Annotated in this window: 16 protein-coding genes; 9 read left to right on the top strand and 7 right to left on the bottom strand. The window is 56.4% G+C overall.

The window, feature by feature from the left end; all coding sequences use genetic code 11:
• A complete protein-coding gene (locus GN112_RS01475; RefSeq protein ID WP_155308598.1) occupies positions 1-417 on the top strand; it encodes a hypothetical protein in 417 nt (138 codons plus the stop codon).
• Positions 418-559: 142 nt separating this feature from the next.
• On the opposite strand, the gene GN112_RS01470 is transcribed toward GN112_RS01475, so the two are convergent.
• Positions 560-1,147 carry an FmdE family protein gene (locus GN112_RS01470; protein ID WP_162458728.1) on the bottom strand — a complete coding sequence of 196 codons (588 nt, stop codon included), beginning with the start codon at positions 1,145-1,147 and terminating at the stop codon, positions 560-562.
• A 222-nt stretch (positions 1,148-1,369) separates the two neighbouring features.
• Between GN112_RS01470 and GN112_RS01465 the strand changes: the two genes are divergently transcribed.
• From GN112_RS01465 to GN112_RS01450, 4 genes are read left to right on the top strand one after another with little or no spacing between them, the layout of a single operon-like run.
• Positions 1,370-2,803 (top strand): DUF3375 domain-containing protein, encoded by a 1,434-nt coding sequence (locus GN112_RS01465; RefSeq protein WP_162458727.1) that lies wholly within the window; start codon positions 1,370-1,372, stop codon positions 2,801-2,803.
• A gap of 32 nt (positions 2,804-2,835) precedes the next feature.
• A complete protein-coding gene (locus GN112_RS01460; RefSeq protein WP_155308595.1) occupies positions 2,836-3,450 on the top strand; it encodes a DUF4194 domain-containing protein in 615 nt (204 codons plus the stop codon).
• Positions 3,434-6,808: an ATP-binding protein gene (locus tag GN112_RS01455; RefSeq protein ID WP_155308594.1), complete on the top strand. Its 3,375-nt coding sequence runs from the start codon at positions 3,434-3,436 to the stop codon at positions 6,806-6,808. Before GN112_RS01460 ends, GN112_RS01455 begins: the two co-directional genes overlap by 17 nt.
• Positions 6,805-7,995 (top strand): Wadjet anti-phage system protein JetD domain-containing protein, encoded by a 1,191-nt coding sequence (locus GN112_RS01450; protein WP_162458726.1) that lies wholly within the window; start codon positions 6,805-6,807, stop codon positions 7,993-7,995. Before GN112_RS01455 ends, GN112_RS01450 begins: the two co-directional genes overlap by 4 nt.
• A 63-nt stretch (positions 7,996-8,058) precedes the next feature.
• On the opposite strand, the gene GN112_RS01445 is transcribed toward GN112_RS01450, so the two are convergent.
• The gene (locus tag GN112_RS01445) at positions 8,059-8,514 is read right to left on the bottom strand and encodes a tellurite resistance TerB family protein (RefSeq protein WP_162458725.1); all 456 of its coding nucleotides are present in this window, start codon (positions 8,512-8,514) and stop codon (positions 8,059-8,061) included.
• 591 nt (positions 8,515-9,105) lie between these two features.
• Here GN112_RS01445 and GN112_RS01440 point away from each other — a divergent pair.
• Complete coding sequence (locus GN112_RS01440; protein ID WP_155308591.1) at positions 9,106-9,303, top strand: hypothetical protein; 198 nt, start codon at positions 9,106-9,108, stop codon at positions 9,301-9,303.
• A 228-nt stretch (positions 9,304-9,531) separates the two neighbouring features.
• Here the strand turns inward: GN112_RS01440 and GN112_RS01435 are convergent, their stop codons facing one another.
• The gene (locus GN112_RS01435; RefSeq protein WP_155308590.1) at positions 9,532-10,941 is read right to left on the bottom strand and encodes an MFS transporter; all 1,410 of its coding nucleotides are present in this window, start codon (positions 10,939-10,941) and stop codon (positions 9,532-9,534) included.
• Between the two features lie 172 nt (positions 10,942-11,113).
• Here GN112_RS01435 and GN112_RS01430 point away from each other — a divergent pair, with 172 nt between their 5' ends.
• Complete coding sequence (locus tag GN112_RS01430; protein ID WP_155308589.1) at positions 11,114-12,238, top strand: DNA-methyltransferase; 1,125 nt, start codon at positions 11,114-11,116, stop codon at positions 12,236-12,238.
• An 18-nt stretch (positions 12,239-12,256) separates the two neighbouring features.
• Here GN112_RS01430 and GN112_RS01425 read toward each other — a convergent pair whose 3' ends face one another.
• Together GN112_RS01425 and GN112_RS01420 are read right to left on the bottom strand one after the other, a co-directional pair.
• Positions 12,257-12,523, bottom strand: a complete 267-nt coding sequence (locus GN112_RS01425) for an EscU/YscU/HrcU family type III secretion system export apparatus switch protein (RefSeq protein WP_155308588.1) — start codon at positions 12,521-12,523, stop codon at positions 12,257-12,259.
• Positions 12,520-14,022 (bottom strand): hypothetical protein, encoded by a 1,503-nt coding sequence (locus tag GN112_RS01420; protein WP_155308587.1) that lies wholly within the window; start codon positions 14,020-14,022, stop codon positions 12,520-12,522. Before GN112_RS01420 ends, GN112_RS01425 begins: the two co-directional genes overlap by 4 nt.
• A 162-nt stretch (positions 14,023-14,184) precedes the next feature.
• Here GN112_RS01420 and GN112_RS01415 point away from each other — a divergent pair, with 162 nt between their 5' ends.
• Positions 14,185-14,487, top strand: coding sequence for a hypothetical protein (locus tag GN112_RS01415; protein ID WP_155308586.1), 303 nt, complete (start codon positions 14,185-14,187; stop codon positions 14,485-14,487).
• Positions 14,488-14,580: 93 nt separating this feature from the next.
• Positions 14,581-15,015, top strand: a complete 435-nt coding sequence (locus tag GN112_RS01410; protein WP_155308585.1) for a hypothetical protein — start codon at positions 14,581-14,583, stop codon at positions 15,013-15,015.
• 16 nt (positions 15,016-15,031) lie between these two features.
• Here the strand turns inward: GN112_RS01410 and yjgA are convergent, their stop codons facing one another.
• On the bottom strand, positions 15,032-15,526 hold the full coding sequence (yjgA, locus tag GN112_RS01405; RefSeq protein WP_155308584.1) for a ribosome biogenesis factor YjgA: 495 nt from the start codon (positions 15,524-15,526) through the stop codon (positions 15,032-15,034).
• Between the two features lie 20 nt (positions 15,527-15,546).
• A complete protein-coding gene (locus GN112_RS01400; protein WP_155308583.1) occupies positions 15,547-16,158 on the bottom strand; it encodes a TetR/AcrR family transcriptional regulator in 612 nt (203 codons plus the stop codon).
• Positions 16,159-16,200: the final 42 nt, after the last annotated feature.

Here is a 16,200-nt window from a genome sequence, read left to right as displayed (position 1 = left end):
ATGGCAAATAACGGACTCCAGGAACTTTCCGCTTTTATTGAAGAGTGGCAGGACACGGAAGAAAAAAACAAAGCTGCGTTTTTACGCTTGAAATCGAATCTTGAACAAAAGGAAGGCGTCCTGCTCGATTTTATTCCGCGGCCGGGCGTGACCTATTCCCTTCGCGCGACGCATGCCGACCAAAAGGAGAAATCCCTCTTTGTCATGGTTGACGTGATTGAGGATGCGCCTCGATGGCTCTCGGTCTGTTTTTACGGTGAGATGATTTCGGATCCGGAAGAAGCAGGCGATTTCGTTCCGGAGGGCCTGCTCGGTGAAGACGCCATGTGTTTTGACATCGACAGTTGGGACGATCACTTGATCCAGTATGTGGAAGCCCGTATGGACGAGGCTTGGCAGCATGCGGGCAAAGGTTAGGCGACTATTACGATCCAGCCGGTATTTGATTTTTTTACATAGTTGACATACGCGTCCACGGGGCCATTGAACCAAATGGCCCCGTGGATGGCCATACCATATATGCGAAACGCGAATCGCCGTTCAAGGGTCGGCTCGTCAATTATGCGTCACTCTCTTCTCGGTAATAGGTCAACCCCTGGCAGGCACTGCAAACATCCCCGCACTTGAGGTTGTACGATTCCCCGCATTTCTCGCAGATACCGGTTTTTTTCTTTTCAAAAACATTGTTCGGCGACACGATGCGGACACGCTGCACCCCGATCAAATCCTCGCGTGCAGCAAAAAATTCCTCCACCAGGTCTTCAAATTCCGGTGCCTCCCCCGTTCGCTGGGCGGGATTGAACCAGTCGTTGATCAGCGGCCATTTGGGCACCGCATCGGCAACGACCCATGTGCGCACACCGCTCATCTTCTCCCGGTTGTAAGCGGTCAGGGCAAATTTCCCCCAATCGTAAACCTTCATCCGCCCGTTGCCGGTGGTGCATGAGGTCAGTACCTGGACCGCATCCGGCAGGCAGGTATAGGTTTCCACGGCCACCACCAGTTCCGGCGATTCCGGAACCATCGCGATGACCGTATCCAGCATCAGCGCGCCCACGATGATTCCCGGAGCCCGGGCACCGTGGAAATCCTCCATATCGAATACGAACTGTTCAAAATCCATTCCGCAAATCGTCTTTTTACTCATCATCGTCTCCTGCCATTTGTTGGTTATGCCGCTGGCGACGGTCCATCACTGGCGGCAATCGAAAAAGATGGGTCAATTGGATTTTTTGAATTGTGGGCGTAAGCTCGGAACAGGGTAAAGAATCGCTGCAAAAAATGCAAGATGGTTTCTTTTCCATGAATTGTGGGCCATATTGTTCCTGTCTCAACAATGAAGGAGAAGGGGAGGACGAAGCCAAGCAAAATGGAATACGAATACATCGTCGGTCTGAAGAAACACCCTGCCTGGCGCCTGCTGAACGCCGATTCCGCACCGTTGATCATCAGTTTTTTCCACCGGGTCTTCACCCGGGAGAACCGTCGCACCGTCCCGTCCGAGGAGATGACCGCTCGGCTGGAGGACACCCTCTTCCACCTGCGTCGCGTACTGGGCGAAAGTGCCTATCCGCGTTCGGCCAAAGCCTACCTGGACGAGTGGTCCAGCGGCGAGGCCGGCTACCTGCGCAAGTTCTACCCGGCCCGGGGCGAAGAGGAAGTCTATGACCTGACCCCGGCCAGTGAAAAGGTGATTGCCTGGCTGTCGACCTTTGCACCGACACAGTTCGTGGGTACCGAGTCGCGCCTGTTGACCATTTTCCGCCTGCTGCGGGAGATGGTCAAGGAAGCGATGGTTGATCCCGAGGCCGAAATCCGGCGTCTCGAGGCTGAAAAAAGCCGTATCGAGACCGAACTGGCCGATCTCAAAGCCGGCCATTTTGCCCCGTCGGACCGCACCCGCATCCGGGAACGTTTCCTGGAGGCCCGGGAAACCGCCCACCGACTGCTTTTCGATTTTCGCCAGATCGAGGAGAATTTCCGTCATCTGGATCGTCAGACCCGCGAGAAAATCGCCGTCAGCGATGCGTCCAAGGGCCAGCTTCTGGACGACATCTTCGGTGAGCAGGACGCCATCAACGGATCGGACCAGGGCAAGAGCTTTCGAGCCTTCTGGCAGTACATCATGTCACCGGTCAGCCAGGAGGAACTGGAAACCCTGCTCACCCAGGTGCTGGCATTGCCTGAAATCGAGGACCTGGACGAGGGTGATCGTCTCGGTCGCATCCGTTTTCAACTCATCGATGCCGGGGAACGGGTCAATCAGACCTGTGCCCAGTTGGTGGAGCAGTTGCGCAAATACCTGGACGACCAGGCTTGGCTGGAAAACCGCCGCATCATGGAGATCATTCGCAAAATCGAAAAAAAAGCGGTTCAGGTTCGCGAAACCGTCCCGCCAGAAAGCGATTTTGCTCACCTGACGCACGTCAAGCCGGACATCGGCCTGCCCATGGCCAGGGGCCTTTTCCAGCCGTCGGCACGAATCACGGTGGACGATCGGGTGGAGATGGGCTCGGGCCATATGGAAACGGACATCCTCTACCGCCAGCAGGTGGTGGATGAAAAAATACTGCGCCAGCGAATCCGCAGCATGCTCAAGGGCCACTCCCAGACGACTCTTGCCCGCATCTGCGAGCAATACCCGGTGGAAAAAGGCATGTCAGAGATACTGGCCTACTTGCACCTGGCCTGCAAGGATGATAACGCCATGGTGAATTCGGATGTCAGCGTACCCATTTTCTATCGGGATCAAAACGGCCGCACGTTAAAGGCCATCATGCCGGAAGTGATCTTTGTACGCTGACCGGCAGACGCAAAAAGGACACGCGCAGCAGAATGAACACGTTGGACGATAACCGGGCCGCCGATACATCGACACCCCCCCTGCCCAATTTGGGGCCGGTGGTCATCCGGCTGATGAAGGGCGTGGTCTACCGCGACGAGCAGGAGACCACCTGGCAGGACCTGATGCTTTTACAAAGCCAGGTCAGGGATTACGTTCAGGTGATCGGCCTTACGCTGGTCCTGGACGAGACCGACGGTTACGCTTACCTTCACCAGGGCGATTCCGATGCGGATGGGGAAACACTGCCCCGCCTGATGCAGCGCCGCCCGCTGAGCTACCCGGTGAGTCTGCTGTGCGTCCTGCTGCGCAAGAAACTGGTCGAGGCGGATGTGGGCGGCGAAGAACCGCGTGTGGTGCTGACCCGTGACCAGATGGCCGACATGATGCGCGTTTTTTTAAAAGACCAGCCCAACGAGGCGAGGATTGTGGACCGAATCGACACCTATATCAACAAGGTTGCCGAACTCGGCTTTTTACGGCGCTTCAAAAAGGACACCGGAACCTTTGAAGTGCGCCGCATTTTAAAATCACTGGTGGATGCCACCTGGCTGATCCAACTGGATGAGAAGCTCGAGGCCTATCTGTCCCATGCAGCAGCTGATTGACGTTTCCGAATCCAACGCCCATGCCGGATTCCGGCTCCAGACGTTCGATGTGCTCAACTGGGGTACGTTTCATCGGTATGTCTGGACCCTGCCCACCGGCGGCAGCAACAGCCTTCTGACCGGAGACATCGGCTCCGGCAAATCGACCCTGGTGGACGGGCTCACCACCCTTTTGGTGCCGCCCCAGCAAGTCATTTACAACAAGGCGGCCGGTGCGGAAACCCGCGAGCGGGATCTTCGTTCCTACGTCATGGGATTTTACAAAAGTGAAAAGAACGCCCAAACCCTGGAGGCCAGCGCCGTGGCCCTGCGCGACCAGAACAGCTTCAGCGTTCTTTTGGCGGTCTTCGCTAATGCCGGCTACCGCCAGGCCGTGACCCTGGCAATGGTGCTCTGGCTGCCCGACAAGGGCCGTCCGCCAGAGCGATTCTATGTGGTCGCCGACGAGGTTCTCAGGATCAAGGATGATTTCAGCGGGTTTGGCGAAGATATCCGCGAGCTGAAAAAAGGCCTTAAAAAAAGGAAAAAGGTTCGGGTTTTCGACGCCTTCACCAAGTACAGCGCCGCTTTTATGCGGCGCATGGGCATCGAAAGCAGCCAGGCCCTGCATCTTTTTTTTCAGACCGTTTCCATGAAATCGGTGGGCAACCTCACCGATTTCGTGCGCCGCCACATGCTCGAGGCACCGCCGGTAAAAGAACGCATCGAGGCCCTCTGTCACCAGTTCGAAGACCTCAACCAGGCGCATGCCGCCGTGTTGCGTGCCCGGGATCAGGTGGCCCAACTGGAGCCCCTGGTGGCCGAATGCGATGCCCACGCCAAAATCACCGCGGAGATTGCCGTCCACACCGAATACCGGGAGGTACTGCACGCTTTTTTTGCGGCCAAGAAAGTTCGCCTTCTGGATGAGCGCATCGCCATCTACGAAACCGAACAGCACAAACGCACCGCCCAGCTTGAGCGGGTCAGACAGCAGCTGGAGGCCCTGAAGCAGCACGAACATCAGCTTCGCCAGGCGATCTTTGAAAATGGGGGCAACCGGCTGGCCGAACTGTCCGCCACCATCGAGCGGCTGACCATCGACCGCACGCGCATCCAGCAGCGCGCCGAAGCCTATCTGGCCATCTGCCGGGAACTGTCCCTGCCCCGACCCAACAATGACGAACGCTTTCTGGCCAACCGCACGGCGGCCCAAAAACGACTGGCCGATGTGGACGCCCGGGTGGCGGAAACGGAAAACCGGCAGGTGGAAACCAAGGTGCGCCTGAAGGAACTGGGCGCCGGCATCTCCGATTTGGAAGCCGAACTGGCATCGCTGAAAAAGCGCAAGAGCAATATTCCGCTGAAAAACATCACCATCCGCAAGCGCCTGTGCGAGGCACTGGGGGTCCCCGAAGCGACGATCCCCTTTTGCGGGGAACTGCTGCGGATACGCGAGACGGAAAAAGCCTGGGAAGGGGCGGCCGAACGACTTCTGCGCAATTTCGGGTTGAGCCTTTTGGTCCCCGAAAAATGGTACGGCCCGGTTGCCGACCATGTCAACAGCCACCATCTGGCCGGCCGCATCGTCTATTACAAGACCGTGATCCGTCAGGTGCCGTCTGAGCAAAGCGTCGATCCCCGGGCCCTGTGCCGCAAGCTGGAAATCAAGCCCGACACCCCTTTCTACGATTGGCTGGAAGCGGAACTCTTCCGCCGCTTCAACGCTATCTGCTGCGACGATCTGACCGACTTTCAGCGTCTTCCTTTTGCCGTGACCCGCCAGGGGCAGATCAAAAGCGCCGGCAAGCGCCACGAAAAGGACGACCGCTTTGCCATCCACGACCGCAGCCGCTTTATTCTGGGCTGGCAGAACCTTGAAAAAATCGCTTCGCTGGACCGGGATCTGAAACGCCTTCAGGACCAATGGGACGCCGCCATCGATGCCCTACAGAAGAGCGAAACGATCCGCCAACAGCTGCGACGGGAAGAGGACCAGTTGCGCAGCCTGCTTCGCATCGACCGTTTCGGTGAGATCAACTGGCAGATTCTGGCCATGGAAATCAACCGTTTGAGCCAGGAGAAAGCCGCCCTGCAAGAAAGCGCCGACATACTCAGGACGCTCCACGCCCAGCTGTCCGAAAACCAGACCGCCATGGCCGGTTGGGAAGAGAAAAAAGAGAAGGTCATCGCCGACCTCAGCCGGATTCAGGACCGGCTCAAAACCGGACGGGATGACCGCAGGGAGGCCCGGACGAGACTTGATGCCGTTCCGGAGGCGCGCCGCAGGGAGCTTTTCCCGGCGTTGCGTCAGCTGCAGGCCGAGGCCCTGCCGGATGTCAAAATCACCGCAAGGAACTGCGACGCCCGCCAGACCGACATGCGCGACTGGCTCCAGACACGCATCGACGCCCTGAACAAAAAACAGGAACGCCGCTCACAAACCATTGTTCGGCTCATGCAGGCCTACAAAAATGCGTATCCTTTGCAAACCCGCGAAACCGATGCCGCAGTGGCCGCGGCCGGCGAGTACGCCCATATGCTGGAAACACTGGTCCAGGAGGACCTGCCGCGCCACGAACAACGGTTCAAGACCATGCTCAACGAAGGCACCATCCAGAACATGGCCCTGTTCCAGTCCAAACTGGAGAGCGAACTGGCCGACATCCGGGACAAAATCGATGTCATCAACGGCTCCCTGTCGGCCATCGACTACAACGACGGCTCGTACATCACCCTGATGGCCGACCAGAGTCGCAACACCGATGTACGCCAGTTCCGACAGGACCTGAAGGCCTGCCTGGGCGGCACCCTCACCGGCAATGCCGACGAGGACTACAACGAGAACAAATTCCTGCAGGTCAAGGCCATCATCGACCGCTTCCGGGGCCGGGACGGGCGCACCGATCTGGACCATCGCTGGACCCGCAAGGTGACTGACGTTCGCAACTGGCTGGTCTTTTCGGTAGCCGAACGCTGGCGCGAAGACGATGCGGAAAAGGAGTTTTTCTCCGACACCAGTGGCAAATCCGGCGGCCAGAAGGAAAAACTGGCCTACACGATCCTGGCAGCGGCCCTGGCTTATCAGTTCGGCCTGAAATGGGGGGAGAAGCGTTCACGCGCATTTCGTTTCGTGATGATCGACGAGGCCTTCGGCCGCGGATCGGACGATTCCACCCGTTACGCCCTGGAGCTGTTCGGCCGCCTCAACCTGCAGCTTCTCATTGTCACCCCCATGCAGAAGACCCACATCATCGAAGACTACGTCAGGTCGGTCCATTTCATCCACAACGAAGGCGGCTGCAACTCCATGATCCGCAATTTGACCATCGAGGAGTACCGGGAAGAGAAAGCCGCCTTTCAACGAGTCGGAACGTGATCACCCAGGCTCAGCTGCGCAAAAAGGCATTGGTTCCCTGGAACAGCGGTGCGTTTCTGGCCGGCTGCATCACCGGCGCCTCACTCTTTCCCCTTGAGGTCCGCTTTCGCACACCCGCCGGCCGGGAAATTCTGGAAAAATTCGATCAGGTGCGCGCCTGGATTCAGACCCTGGTCGGTCACAGCGCCGCGTCGGGTCATGGCGGCTACACCATCGTCTGGCAAACCATCCGCCACCGCAGTCTCGGCGAGCAGCAGATTCCCCGCCAGATCCTTTTCGAGACATCGGATGGCTGGCTGGCCTACGTTGAGAAACAGGCCGAGTGCAACACGTTTCTGGAGCTGGTCGACCAGACGCAATCCGTTTTGCCCGGGCTGCTGGCCTATCTGGCCGACGCGCCGCTCAAGGCCCTGGGACACGCCGCCGCCTGGCCCCAAATTCTCACCGTCTGCCGGTGGTTCCGGGATCACCCCCGTCCGACCCGCTACATCCGGCAACTGGACATTCCTGGAGTCGACACCAAATTCATCGAAGCCCACAAAGCCCTGCTGATGGATCTGCTGCCCCGCATCCTGCCGCCGCAGGGCCTGGACGCCACCATCAGCGGTATGAGCAAACATGGATTTGAGCGTAAATTCGGACTTTATTACGACCCGCCGCTGGTGCGCCTGCGCCTCTTGGACCCCGCTCTGGTGAGCGCCGGTTTTGCGGATCTCACCGTTCCCCTGGCCGATCTGGCCCGCAACGACATGGGGGCCCGCAACGTGTTTATCACTGAAAACAAAATCAACGGGCTTGCCTTCCCGCCGGTGGCCGGGGCACTGGTGATCTTCGGTTTGGGGTACGGGGTCGATATGCTGCCGGAAATCCCGTGGCTGGCGAACCGGAAAATCTTCTACTGGGGAGATATCGACACCCATGGGTTTGCCATCCTGTCACAAATCCGCCGGCATCTGCCCCAGGTGCAATCGATCCTCATGGATCGCCGGACCCTCCTTGATCATCGCCCCCTGTGGGGCAATGAATCGGCGGTCAAGCGGCATACCGGTCGTCTGACGCATCTCACCAGTGAAGAGGCGGCCCTCTACGAGGACCTGATTAACAACTGCCTGGGCACGAACCTTCGTCTGGAACAGGAGCGCATCCGTTTTTCAGCGCTGCTGGAAGCGCTTTCACCAATCGATTAGGGCGACGCGCAGCCATTTCTCTCTGGTGCGCAAATGGCTCTCTCCCGGCAATTCAAGCGGGAATTACCCGCCGTGCAGCACTTTCATCTTGGCGTCGATCAACTGCTGGTGGGAAAGGCGCAGCAGATGGGACAGCTTGTTCATCAGGTAGCGCTCGTGCTGGTCCATCCGCCCATCGACGTAGACCACCTGCCACAGGCGTTCGATCAGTTTCTCTTTTCTTTCATTGCTGAAATTCTCGTTGATCACCCGGGCGAACTGCCACAGGTCGACACTCTCTTCGAGCGCCCGGTCCGCCTCTTTGATCAGGTCATCGACATCCTGGCTGGCAAGGCCGTATTTCTGGGTTAAAATGGAAACCACCTGGTTGGTTTCCGCTTCGCTAAACGTCCCGTCAATCCGTCCCATTTCCAGGAACAGGGCGCATACGGCCACGATCACGTCCTGTTCACTGTCTGGATGAACAGAACCGCCACCACCGGCGGTACCACTGAAAAAACGTTTCAATACATTGATCATATTACCTGCCTCACATAAAGAATTTGTACCGGTGGCCATCCTCGAATAACCCTTTTGCCTGTTTCCGGATAGCCACTACCTTGTCAATATACGCGTCCTTGCGCGATTGTCCAGCAGGCCCGGGAGCAACCGCAACATCCGGTTTACAAAAGAGAGAAAAACAGGTTGAAGTGTCGGGTAGTATTGAGGAAATATCGATTTCAAAATCACCGATGTCCGATCCCTGATCGCCCCGCTGGAATAAAATCAACCCATCCCCAAATTACCGTTTGGTAATTTTCCGGTCAGCTTGACGCAAGCTCCACAGGCTATGCTGCATCGTATTGACAGGTTGCTGAACCAGCCTGCCAATGCTGCCTTCTTCCTTGATAAACCGGGCCACATGGTGTGGCCCGGTTTCCCTCAGAGCCTGTTTGAGAAGTCTGGATCAGGCTCGATAACAAGGCGGAAAGTGGCTCAAAAGCGGAGCATATAGGTAATATGTGAGCATTTTGAGGCACTTCCCAACGCCGTTAGCGGGCCTTAGACGGATTTATCAAACTGGCTCTCAGGCAGCCGGCGTTTCGCAAACATGGACATGGGAGGATCGTCATGCAGGCAAAAACGGAGTACGTCGACCAGATGGTAAAAGAAATTCTGGCAGACATATCCCGCAGAGAGACAAACCCATCCCCGAAACAGACGGGTGCTTCGGTGGCTGAGATGGAAGATGCCTTCGACATGATATTTCACGATGAGGATGAACTCAGCAAGGCGGTGATGCGCAAAATATTGAAGGAACTTCTCTAAATTCATTCCCCCTGACTGACAAGCGAAACAAAAGGTAGGCCCCTGTAGTGGTAACCACTACAGAGGTCCGAGGAGAAGGGATACTGCGAGGGTTTTATGAAGGGATCTGGTGTTTCCACCACGCATAAAGAGACGGAATGACCGTTTCGGTTACATCTTAAGCCAAATCTGCACCCGCTGATGGAAATTGTTCCGGAGACAATGCAGAATTCTTCAGTTTTTGGTGAGTTACGAATCGGTGGGGGGTGTTCCTCTGAAGAGGGTCAGCAGCCAACCGGCTGCGACCAGTCCGGCGCCGGCCAACATGGACAGATGAAAAGCCCGCAGGAAAACCGGCTTTAACAGCGGTTGATACGAATTGGCATTCAATCCGCCACTGAGTTGACTGAACGAATGACTGAAAATGAGACCCGAAAGTGCCACGCCAATAACCATGCCGAAATTTCGCGCCGCAGCGATAATTCCTGAAGCAATCCCCCTTTTCTGTGGAACCACGGAGCCCATGGCCGAAGCGTTGTAGGCGGGCAGGAAAATCGCCACACTGACGCCGGCAAGGCCCAGTCGCCACATTTCGGCAAGCCGGCCGGCAGAAGGGGTTAAATCGCCAAATGCGATCAACGCGGTCGTCAGGCCGCCCATCCCGGCAAAGCAGAGCAGTTTTGAGCCGATACGATCGGACAACCACCCGGACAGGGGGCTGAAAAAGAAAAGAAAGACAAATGGAATCATCATCAGGTAGCCGGCAGCCTGGGCACTGAGTCCGGCCGGCCGCATCAGATAGAACGGCATCAGAAAAATGATGCTGAACAGGCCGGCAAAGAGAATCATTGCGCAGCCGACCGAGACAATGAAAAAACGATTCTTTAAAATGCTCCCATCCAGGATGGGATAAGGGCATTGCCGTTCAACCCATACCAGCAGAATCAATCCGGCCATTGCCAACACAGCCAGCGCCAGCATCCGCAAGGAGGAGGCCGGCCATTTACCGACATGCAGCATGAATGTCATCAGGCTAAACAGCGTGACGGCCAGCCAAATGGCGCCCCACCAATCGAAGGGTTCTCGTGAAGCCCGGTCGGCAGTTGTCCCGCTGAGAATCTTTTGGGCCGCCACCACGGCGGCAATCCCGATGGGAATGTTCAGGAAAAAAATCATCCGCCATGAAAAATGGGCCAGGATCAGCCCGCCAAGGGCCGGGCCGGCGGTCAGGCCCGTGGCCACGACCGTGCCCACCAATCCCAGGGCCTTTCCACGTTCTTTGTATGGAAACGTATCCACCACCAAGGCAGGGGAACAGGCCATGATCATGGCCGCACCGACCCCCTGAAACGCCCGCGAAAAAATCAGATGCCAGGCCTGTGTGGCAAGGGCGCAGAAAAGCGATCCCAGGGTAAAGCCGATAAATCCATAGCAATAGACCCAACGTCGGCCGCGAATGTCGGACAGACGGCCAAAGGCAAGCAGGCTCGAGGAGATCGTGAGCAGGTAGATGACAACGATCCATTGAACGGTTTCAAAGGGTGCCTTGAGGCGCTCCATGATCACGGGCAGCGCGATATTGACGATACTACTATCCAGGGTGGTCATGAAAACGCCGGTTGCCACCAGCACAAAGGAGATCCATTTTCTGTCGCTCATCCGGTTCGCACTCACTGTTTGACGGGTTGTCAAATGACTGCTGCCGCATCAGGCTTACCTCAATCTGCTTTATTATTAATAACATGGTCTCGGCATTGAAAAAAGTCGCTTTTTGTGAAAAGAGAGGCTCACGCCAATCGTACGAGCACCCCCATCCAAGGAGCCCGAAACCATGATTACCGACCACCGTATCCACTTCAGCGACGCCGGACAGATGCGCGCCCTGGATTCCGAGAGCGTTCATCTGGTGGTGACGTCACCGCCCTACCCCATGATTGAAATGTGGGATAACCTGTTTCGCCAGGAATCCGCGATTGACAAGGCCATGCGACGCCCGCATGGTGCCCAGGCGTTTGAGCTGATGCATTGCCAGCTGGACCGTGTTTGGAACGAACTCTGGCGGGTACTGGTTCCTGGCGGAATCGCGTGCATCAATATCGGTGATGCCACCCGCACGCTCGATGATGAATTTGCCCTCTATTCCAATCATAGCCGCATTCTTACCCATATGCTCTCCCTTGGGTTCATCAATCTGCCCAATATCCTGTGGAGAAAACAGACCAACGCGCCCAACAAATTCATGGGCTCGGGCATGATGCCGCCGGGCGCCTACGTGACCCTCGAACACGAATATATTCTGATTTTCCGCAAGGGCGGCAAACGGATTTTCAAAACCGCCGAGGAAAAAACCAATCGGCGCCAGAGCGCCTTTTTCTGGGAGGAACGCAACAACTGGTTTTCCGATGTGTGGATGGATCTTAAGGGAACCCGTCAGAAGACCGGTGACAAACAGCTCCGGGCACGCAGCGGTGCCTACCCCTTTGAACTGGCCTATCGCCTGATCAGCATGTTCTCCGTGATCAACGATACCGTTCTGGATCCGTTTCTGGGCACGGGCACCACACTGACGGCAGCCATGGTGACCGGCCGCAACAGCGTGGGATATGAAATAGACAAGGCCTTTCAACCGCTTATCGCCGAAGGTGGCCTTGCAGCGGCCCCACTGGGTCAGCAGCGCATCAACGAGCGCCTGGAGGCCCACCGCCAGTTTGTCGAGGATCGGCAGGCCTCTGGCAAGGCCATTAAATACACCAATCAAACCTATGGCTTTCCGGTGATCACCCGGCAGGAAACCGAACTGATGTTTCTCCGGCCCGTTACGGTCAAGGAGATGAAGAAAAAACACTTTCAGATGGCATATGCGATGCCACAGGTCTCGTCCACGGATCCGCCGCCTTCGGCGCTGACCGAAACCGGCCATACCCCGAAAACCGGACAGATGAGTCTCTTCGGCTGACGGACCGGAAACGATATTCTACAGCTTGCCGTTGAGCCGGTAGATAAATACCAGCACTTCGGCAACGGCGCGGTAAAGTTCGGCCGGGATGTGGGACTCCAGTTCCAGAGCCTCCAGAACGTTGACCAGGTTCGGATCCTCGTAAAGGGGCACATCGTTGCGGCGGGCAAGTTCGACGATTTTCTCGGCGATGACCCCTTTTCCTTTGGCCACGACCCGTGGGGCCATATTCTGGGCCTGATCGTAATGCAGGGCCGCGGCTTTTTTTAACCGTCGGTCGTTCATATGGTCACATCCACCTGGCTGCGTGTCACCGGCATCAGGTCCTCCCCGTCAAATTGGGCAATTTTCTTTTCACTGACCACCACACTGACCGCCACGGTGTTAAATGTGTCGCTTAACATCGCTTTGATCTGCTGATGGGTGGATTCGATGGCGGTCTTTATATCCGCATCCTTGACAAAAAAAGTGATATTCAGATCCTTGCCCACCATCCATAAGTCGCTGCGCACGGTTCCCATACGATCCATATCGAGCAGCAGGGAGACCCGCGGCGCTTTCTGGTCATCATCACGCCCCTTCCTGGCATAGTAAACCTTCAGCCGTGCATTTTTATTCGGATCGGTCAGAAAAAGCAGATGGGAAAAGGACTGAAAAACATCCGTGGAAACCGGCTTTTCCGTGGCAGTCTGGTGTTGCTGCTCAATGTTGGCGAGAGCCCGGTCAACCACACTTTTCATGGTCTCCAGCATGGCACGATCCGCCCCTTTCGAAGTTTCCGCCTGAGAATCCAGAAACTGCTTCAGCACCAGCAGGTTGGGCTTCAGATCGGTCACCATCAGGGTACGGATGGCCGGATGGTCGGGCGGCGGTCCGGATGACGGAGAGGATGGTCGCTCCGGCTGCAATTCCCGAATAATGGATTCAAGTCGTTTTTCAAAATAAATTCCAGAGTTTTCGACAAAACTCTTCACCCTTCCCATAAGGGTTGACAAACCGTCGCCAGGAGATACCGGGCGTAAGATCTGTTGCAGATTCTCCAGCGCGGACTGGACCGGTACCGATACAACGTCACTCCTTGCCGCTTGTGGAACGTCGCGCAGCATGGCGCCGATCGCCTCGCGCAGTGCGTTCATTTCCGTGGCACCGGGGGCGGCCGGCAGTCCGGCAGCAACCGTCGTGCCGGGCGTTGGGGACGGAAGCGGCGCGGTGGCATCTGCCACAGGCATCCCCGGAGCAGTCTGCGGACCAGCCACGCTCAGGGAGAGGCCCTGATCACTGGGATTGACACTGAGCGTCAGGGTCTGCCCTTGCCGAACGGGGATGTCAACTTTGGCAAAGGCCTTGAATTCGCCAAAATCCACCAGCAACTGGCCGTCTTTCGCAAAACCGGTGATCCGGCCCTGAAGGGTGCTGCCGGGGGTCAGCGCACGCAACCCGTTGGAAATGGACGACTTTTCGGAAAGCACCTCAAACGAATCAACGGTCAGCGTGCCTGCCGCCGGGGTGCTTTTGGTTCCGCCATCGGGGGGGGCCATGACCAGGCGCAGGCCTTGTCCGGCTGAGATCACCTGCAGGTTAATCTCCTGTCCGGTAACCACGGGAATGGGCAGGCGTGCATAGGCCTGAAAACGACCGAAAGCGATCATCGCATCGCGACCATTGTCGCCCACCTCCAGCACGGCCGCCGAAAAACGGTCTCCCTCACGCAGCGAAAGCGTCGGATCGGTGGTCCGGGTCAGGTCTCTGGTATTTGGGGACAGGTGCAGTTGATTAATATCCATGTGATTGCTTTCTGTCAGCCTCCCCTTCCACGATAATCGGTAATGCCATGCATTTCCACTTTTATATCGAATCGATAGGGCATTGTCCATTTGCCTAACCCCATGGCTTATGCTAAAAATTTCTTTCGCAAACCGTGTGCGGCAGCAGACCAAAGGATACTCATGTTTTCAGGGATACAGGAAATTCTGATTATTTTGCTCATTGTTCTGGGGATTTTTATGATTCCCCGGATGCTCTCTCCCAGGCATCCGCCGCAACAAACGATTGTCAGGCGCAGCGGCCCGACGCTATCCCGCCCCATGCGTTTCGCGATTGTTTTGTCTTTGCTCTGGCCGGCGGCCTGGGCCGTTTGCTTCAAACCCTGGCAAAATGGTCTGGCTGCATTTTCCCTCTGGGGCATCGGACCGGTTGTCCTGGCATGGAGTCTCAAATGGGTACTTGCCGGAAAGAAAAACAAGCGCTAAAGTAATTTTCTCAGCCACCAGCCGCTGTTTCGCCGGGCGTTTTTACCCGCTTTTACCAACAACAGACGATTACTGAATTGATGCGAGGTTTTTATGACACATGAAGATGCCGGCCATTACGCCGCCAAACATCCTGGCGGAGAAATTGATCCGACCATTGCCGAAGCGATTGCCGCCAAAGAGAAAGATGGAAAGATCACCTGCTCAGCCGCCCACGCGATTGCCGAGAAACATGGTTGCACCCCGCAGACCGTGGGCATGACCATTGATTTGCTGGAAAAGCGTATTCATAAATGCCAGCTGGGACTTTTTGGTTACGGCGATAATAAAGAGAAAGCCATAAAAGCGACCTCGACCGTCGCCGAACCGCTCAAACACGCCATTGAAAAAGCCGTGGATAACGAACGAATTTCCTGCGCCGCGGCCTGGACGGTGGCCAAAGAGATGAATATGTCCAAGCTAGAGATTTCGTCGGCCTGTGAAGCCATGGGCATCAAAATCACAAAATGCCAGTTGGGGGCGTTTTAGCCACCCGGTTCTGTATTCAACCGCTGGTCAACTCCTGAAGATAACGGAAAAGATGGCGCGCCGACCGTTTCGGCGCCTCTTTTCCGATCTCCTTGCGGGCGCTGCGCACCAGTTGCCCCAGACGCTGGCGGTTAGCATCGGGGAACCGCTCAAGGATTTCATTCATCAATTTATCATCACCGGTCACCAGCCGGTCGCGCCAGGACTCCACCCGCTGAAACGCCCGGGCCTGCTGATGGGCCCCCTGCTCAATGTCCATGAGTGCCTGTTCGATGGGGGCGACCGCCACCTGGCGCATCAATGTGCCGATATACTGCATCTGGCGCCGGCGCGCACCGTGGGACCGCATTGACCGGACATCCCGTATGGCTTCCATCAAGTCGTCCGGCAAATTCATCCGGCCCAGTTGATCATCCGAAAGGGTGGCCAAGCGCACGCCGATCTGCTGAAGGGCCTTGGCCTCCTTTTTCAGCTGAGTGCGACTTTTTTCATTATTTGCAAGCGGTTCCATGGGTCACCCTATGTTGATTTTTATAGATCTTGGGGAATCTGACCGGTGGCAAACACACTGCTGATAATACGGATCAGGCGATAAATGTGGCGTTTGATCTCTTCGGGCGATCGTCCCGGATAGTTCTTAAACGCCATGACCACACCGGTAATGGAGGCATAGATGGCATGGGTCACCAGACGGCTGTTCGCTCCGACTTCGGTCTGATGGTGAACCCGTTCCAGCAGGTCAAGAAACCGGCGCTGGACTTCATTGTACCGATCCATGGCTTTGGGTTGGATCTGCCCCGTAACCATAAAATGACCCATCATCTGAAACACCGTTTTGTTTTCAAGAAGATAATCCACACTGAGCAAGGCCATTTCTTCGAGGGAGGTTTGACCGTCCTGAATATTTTTTTCGAAAAGCGCCTCGACGATGAGCATATGGCGAACCAGTGCCTCGACAAACACATCGTCCCGGCTGGGAAAATAGCGGTAAATGGCAGCGGCAGAGATGCCGGCCCGCTTGGCAATGTCGCGCATGCCGATTTTATGAAAATCCTTCTGGCTGAACAACTCCATGGCCGCGTCGACGATCAGGTTTTTGCGAGTTTCGCGTTCCTCTTTTCTTAATTTTTGAAACGTGGACATGTTTGAACTCCTATGCAACGATCACCCCTGCCCGGTGAAAGG

Source organism: Desulfosarcina ovata subsp. ovata (assembly GCF_009689005.1).
In the GTDB taxonomy this organism is placed as follows: Bacteria; Desulfobacterota; Desulfobacteria; order Desulfobacterales; family Desulfosarcinaceae; genus Desulfosarcina; species Desulfosarcina ovata.
This window is presented reverse-complemented; position numbering and strand designations above follow the sequence as displayed.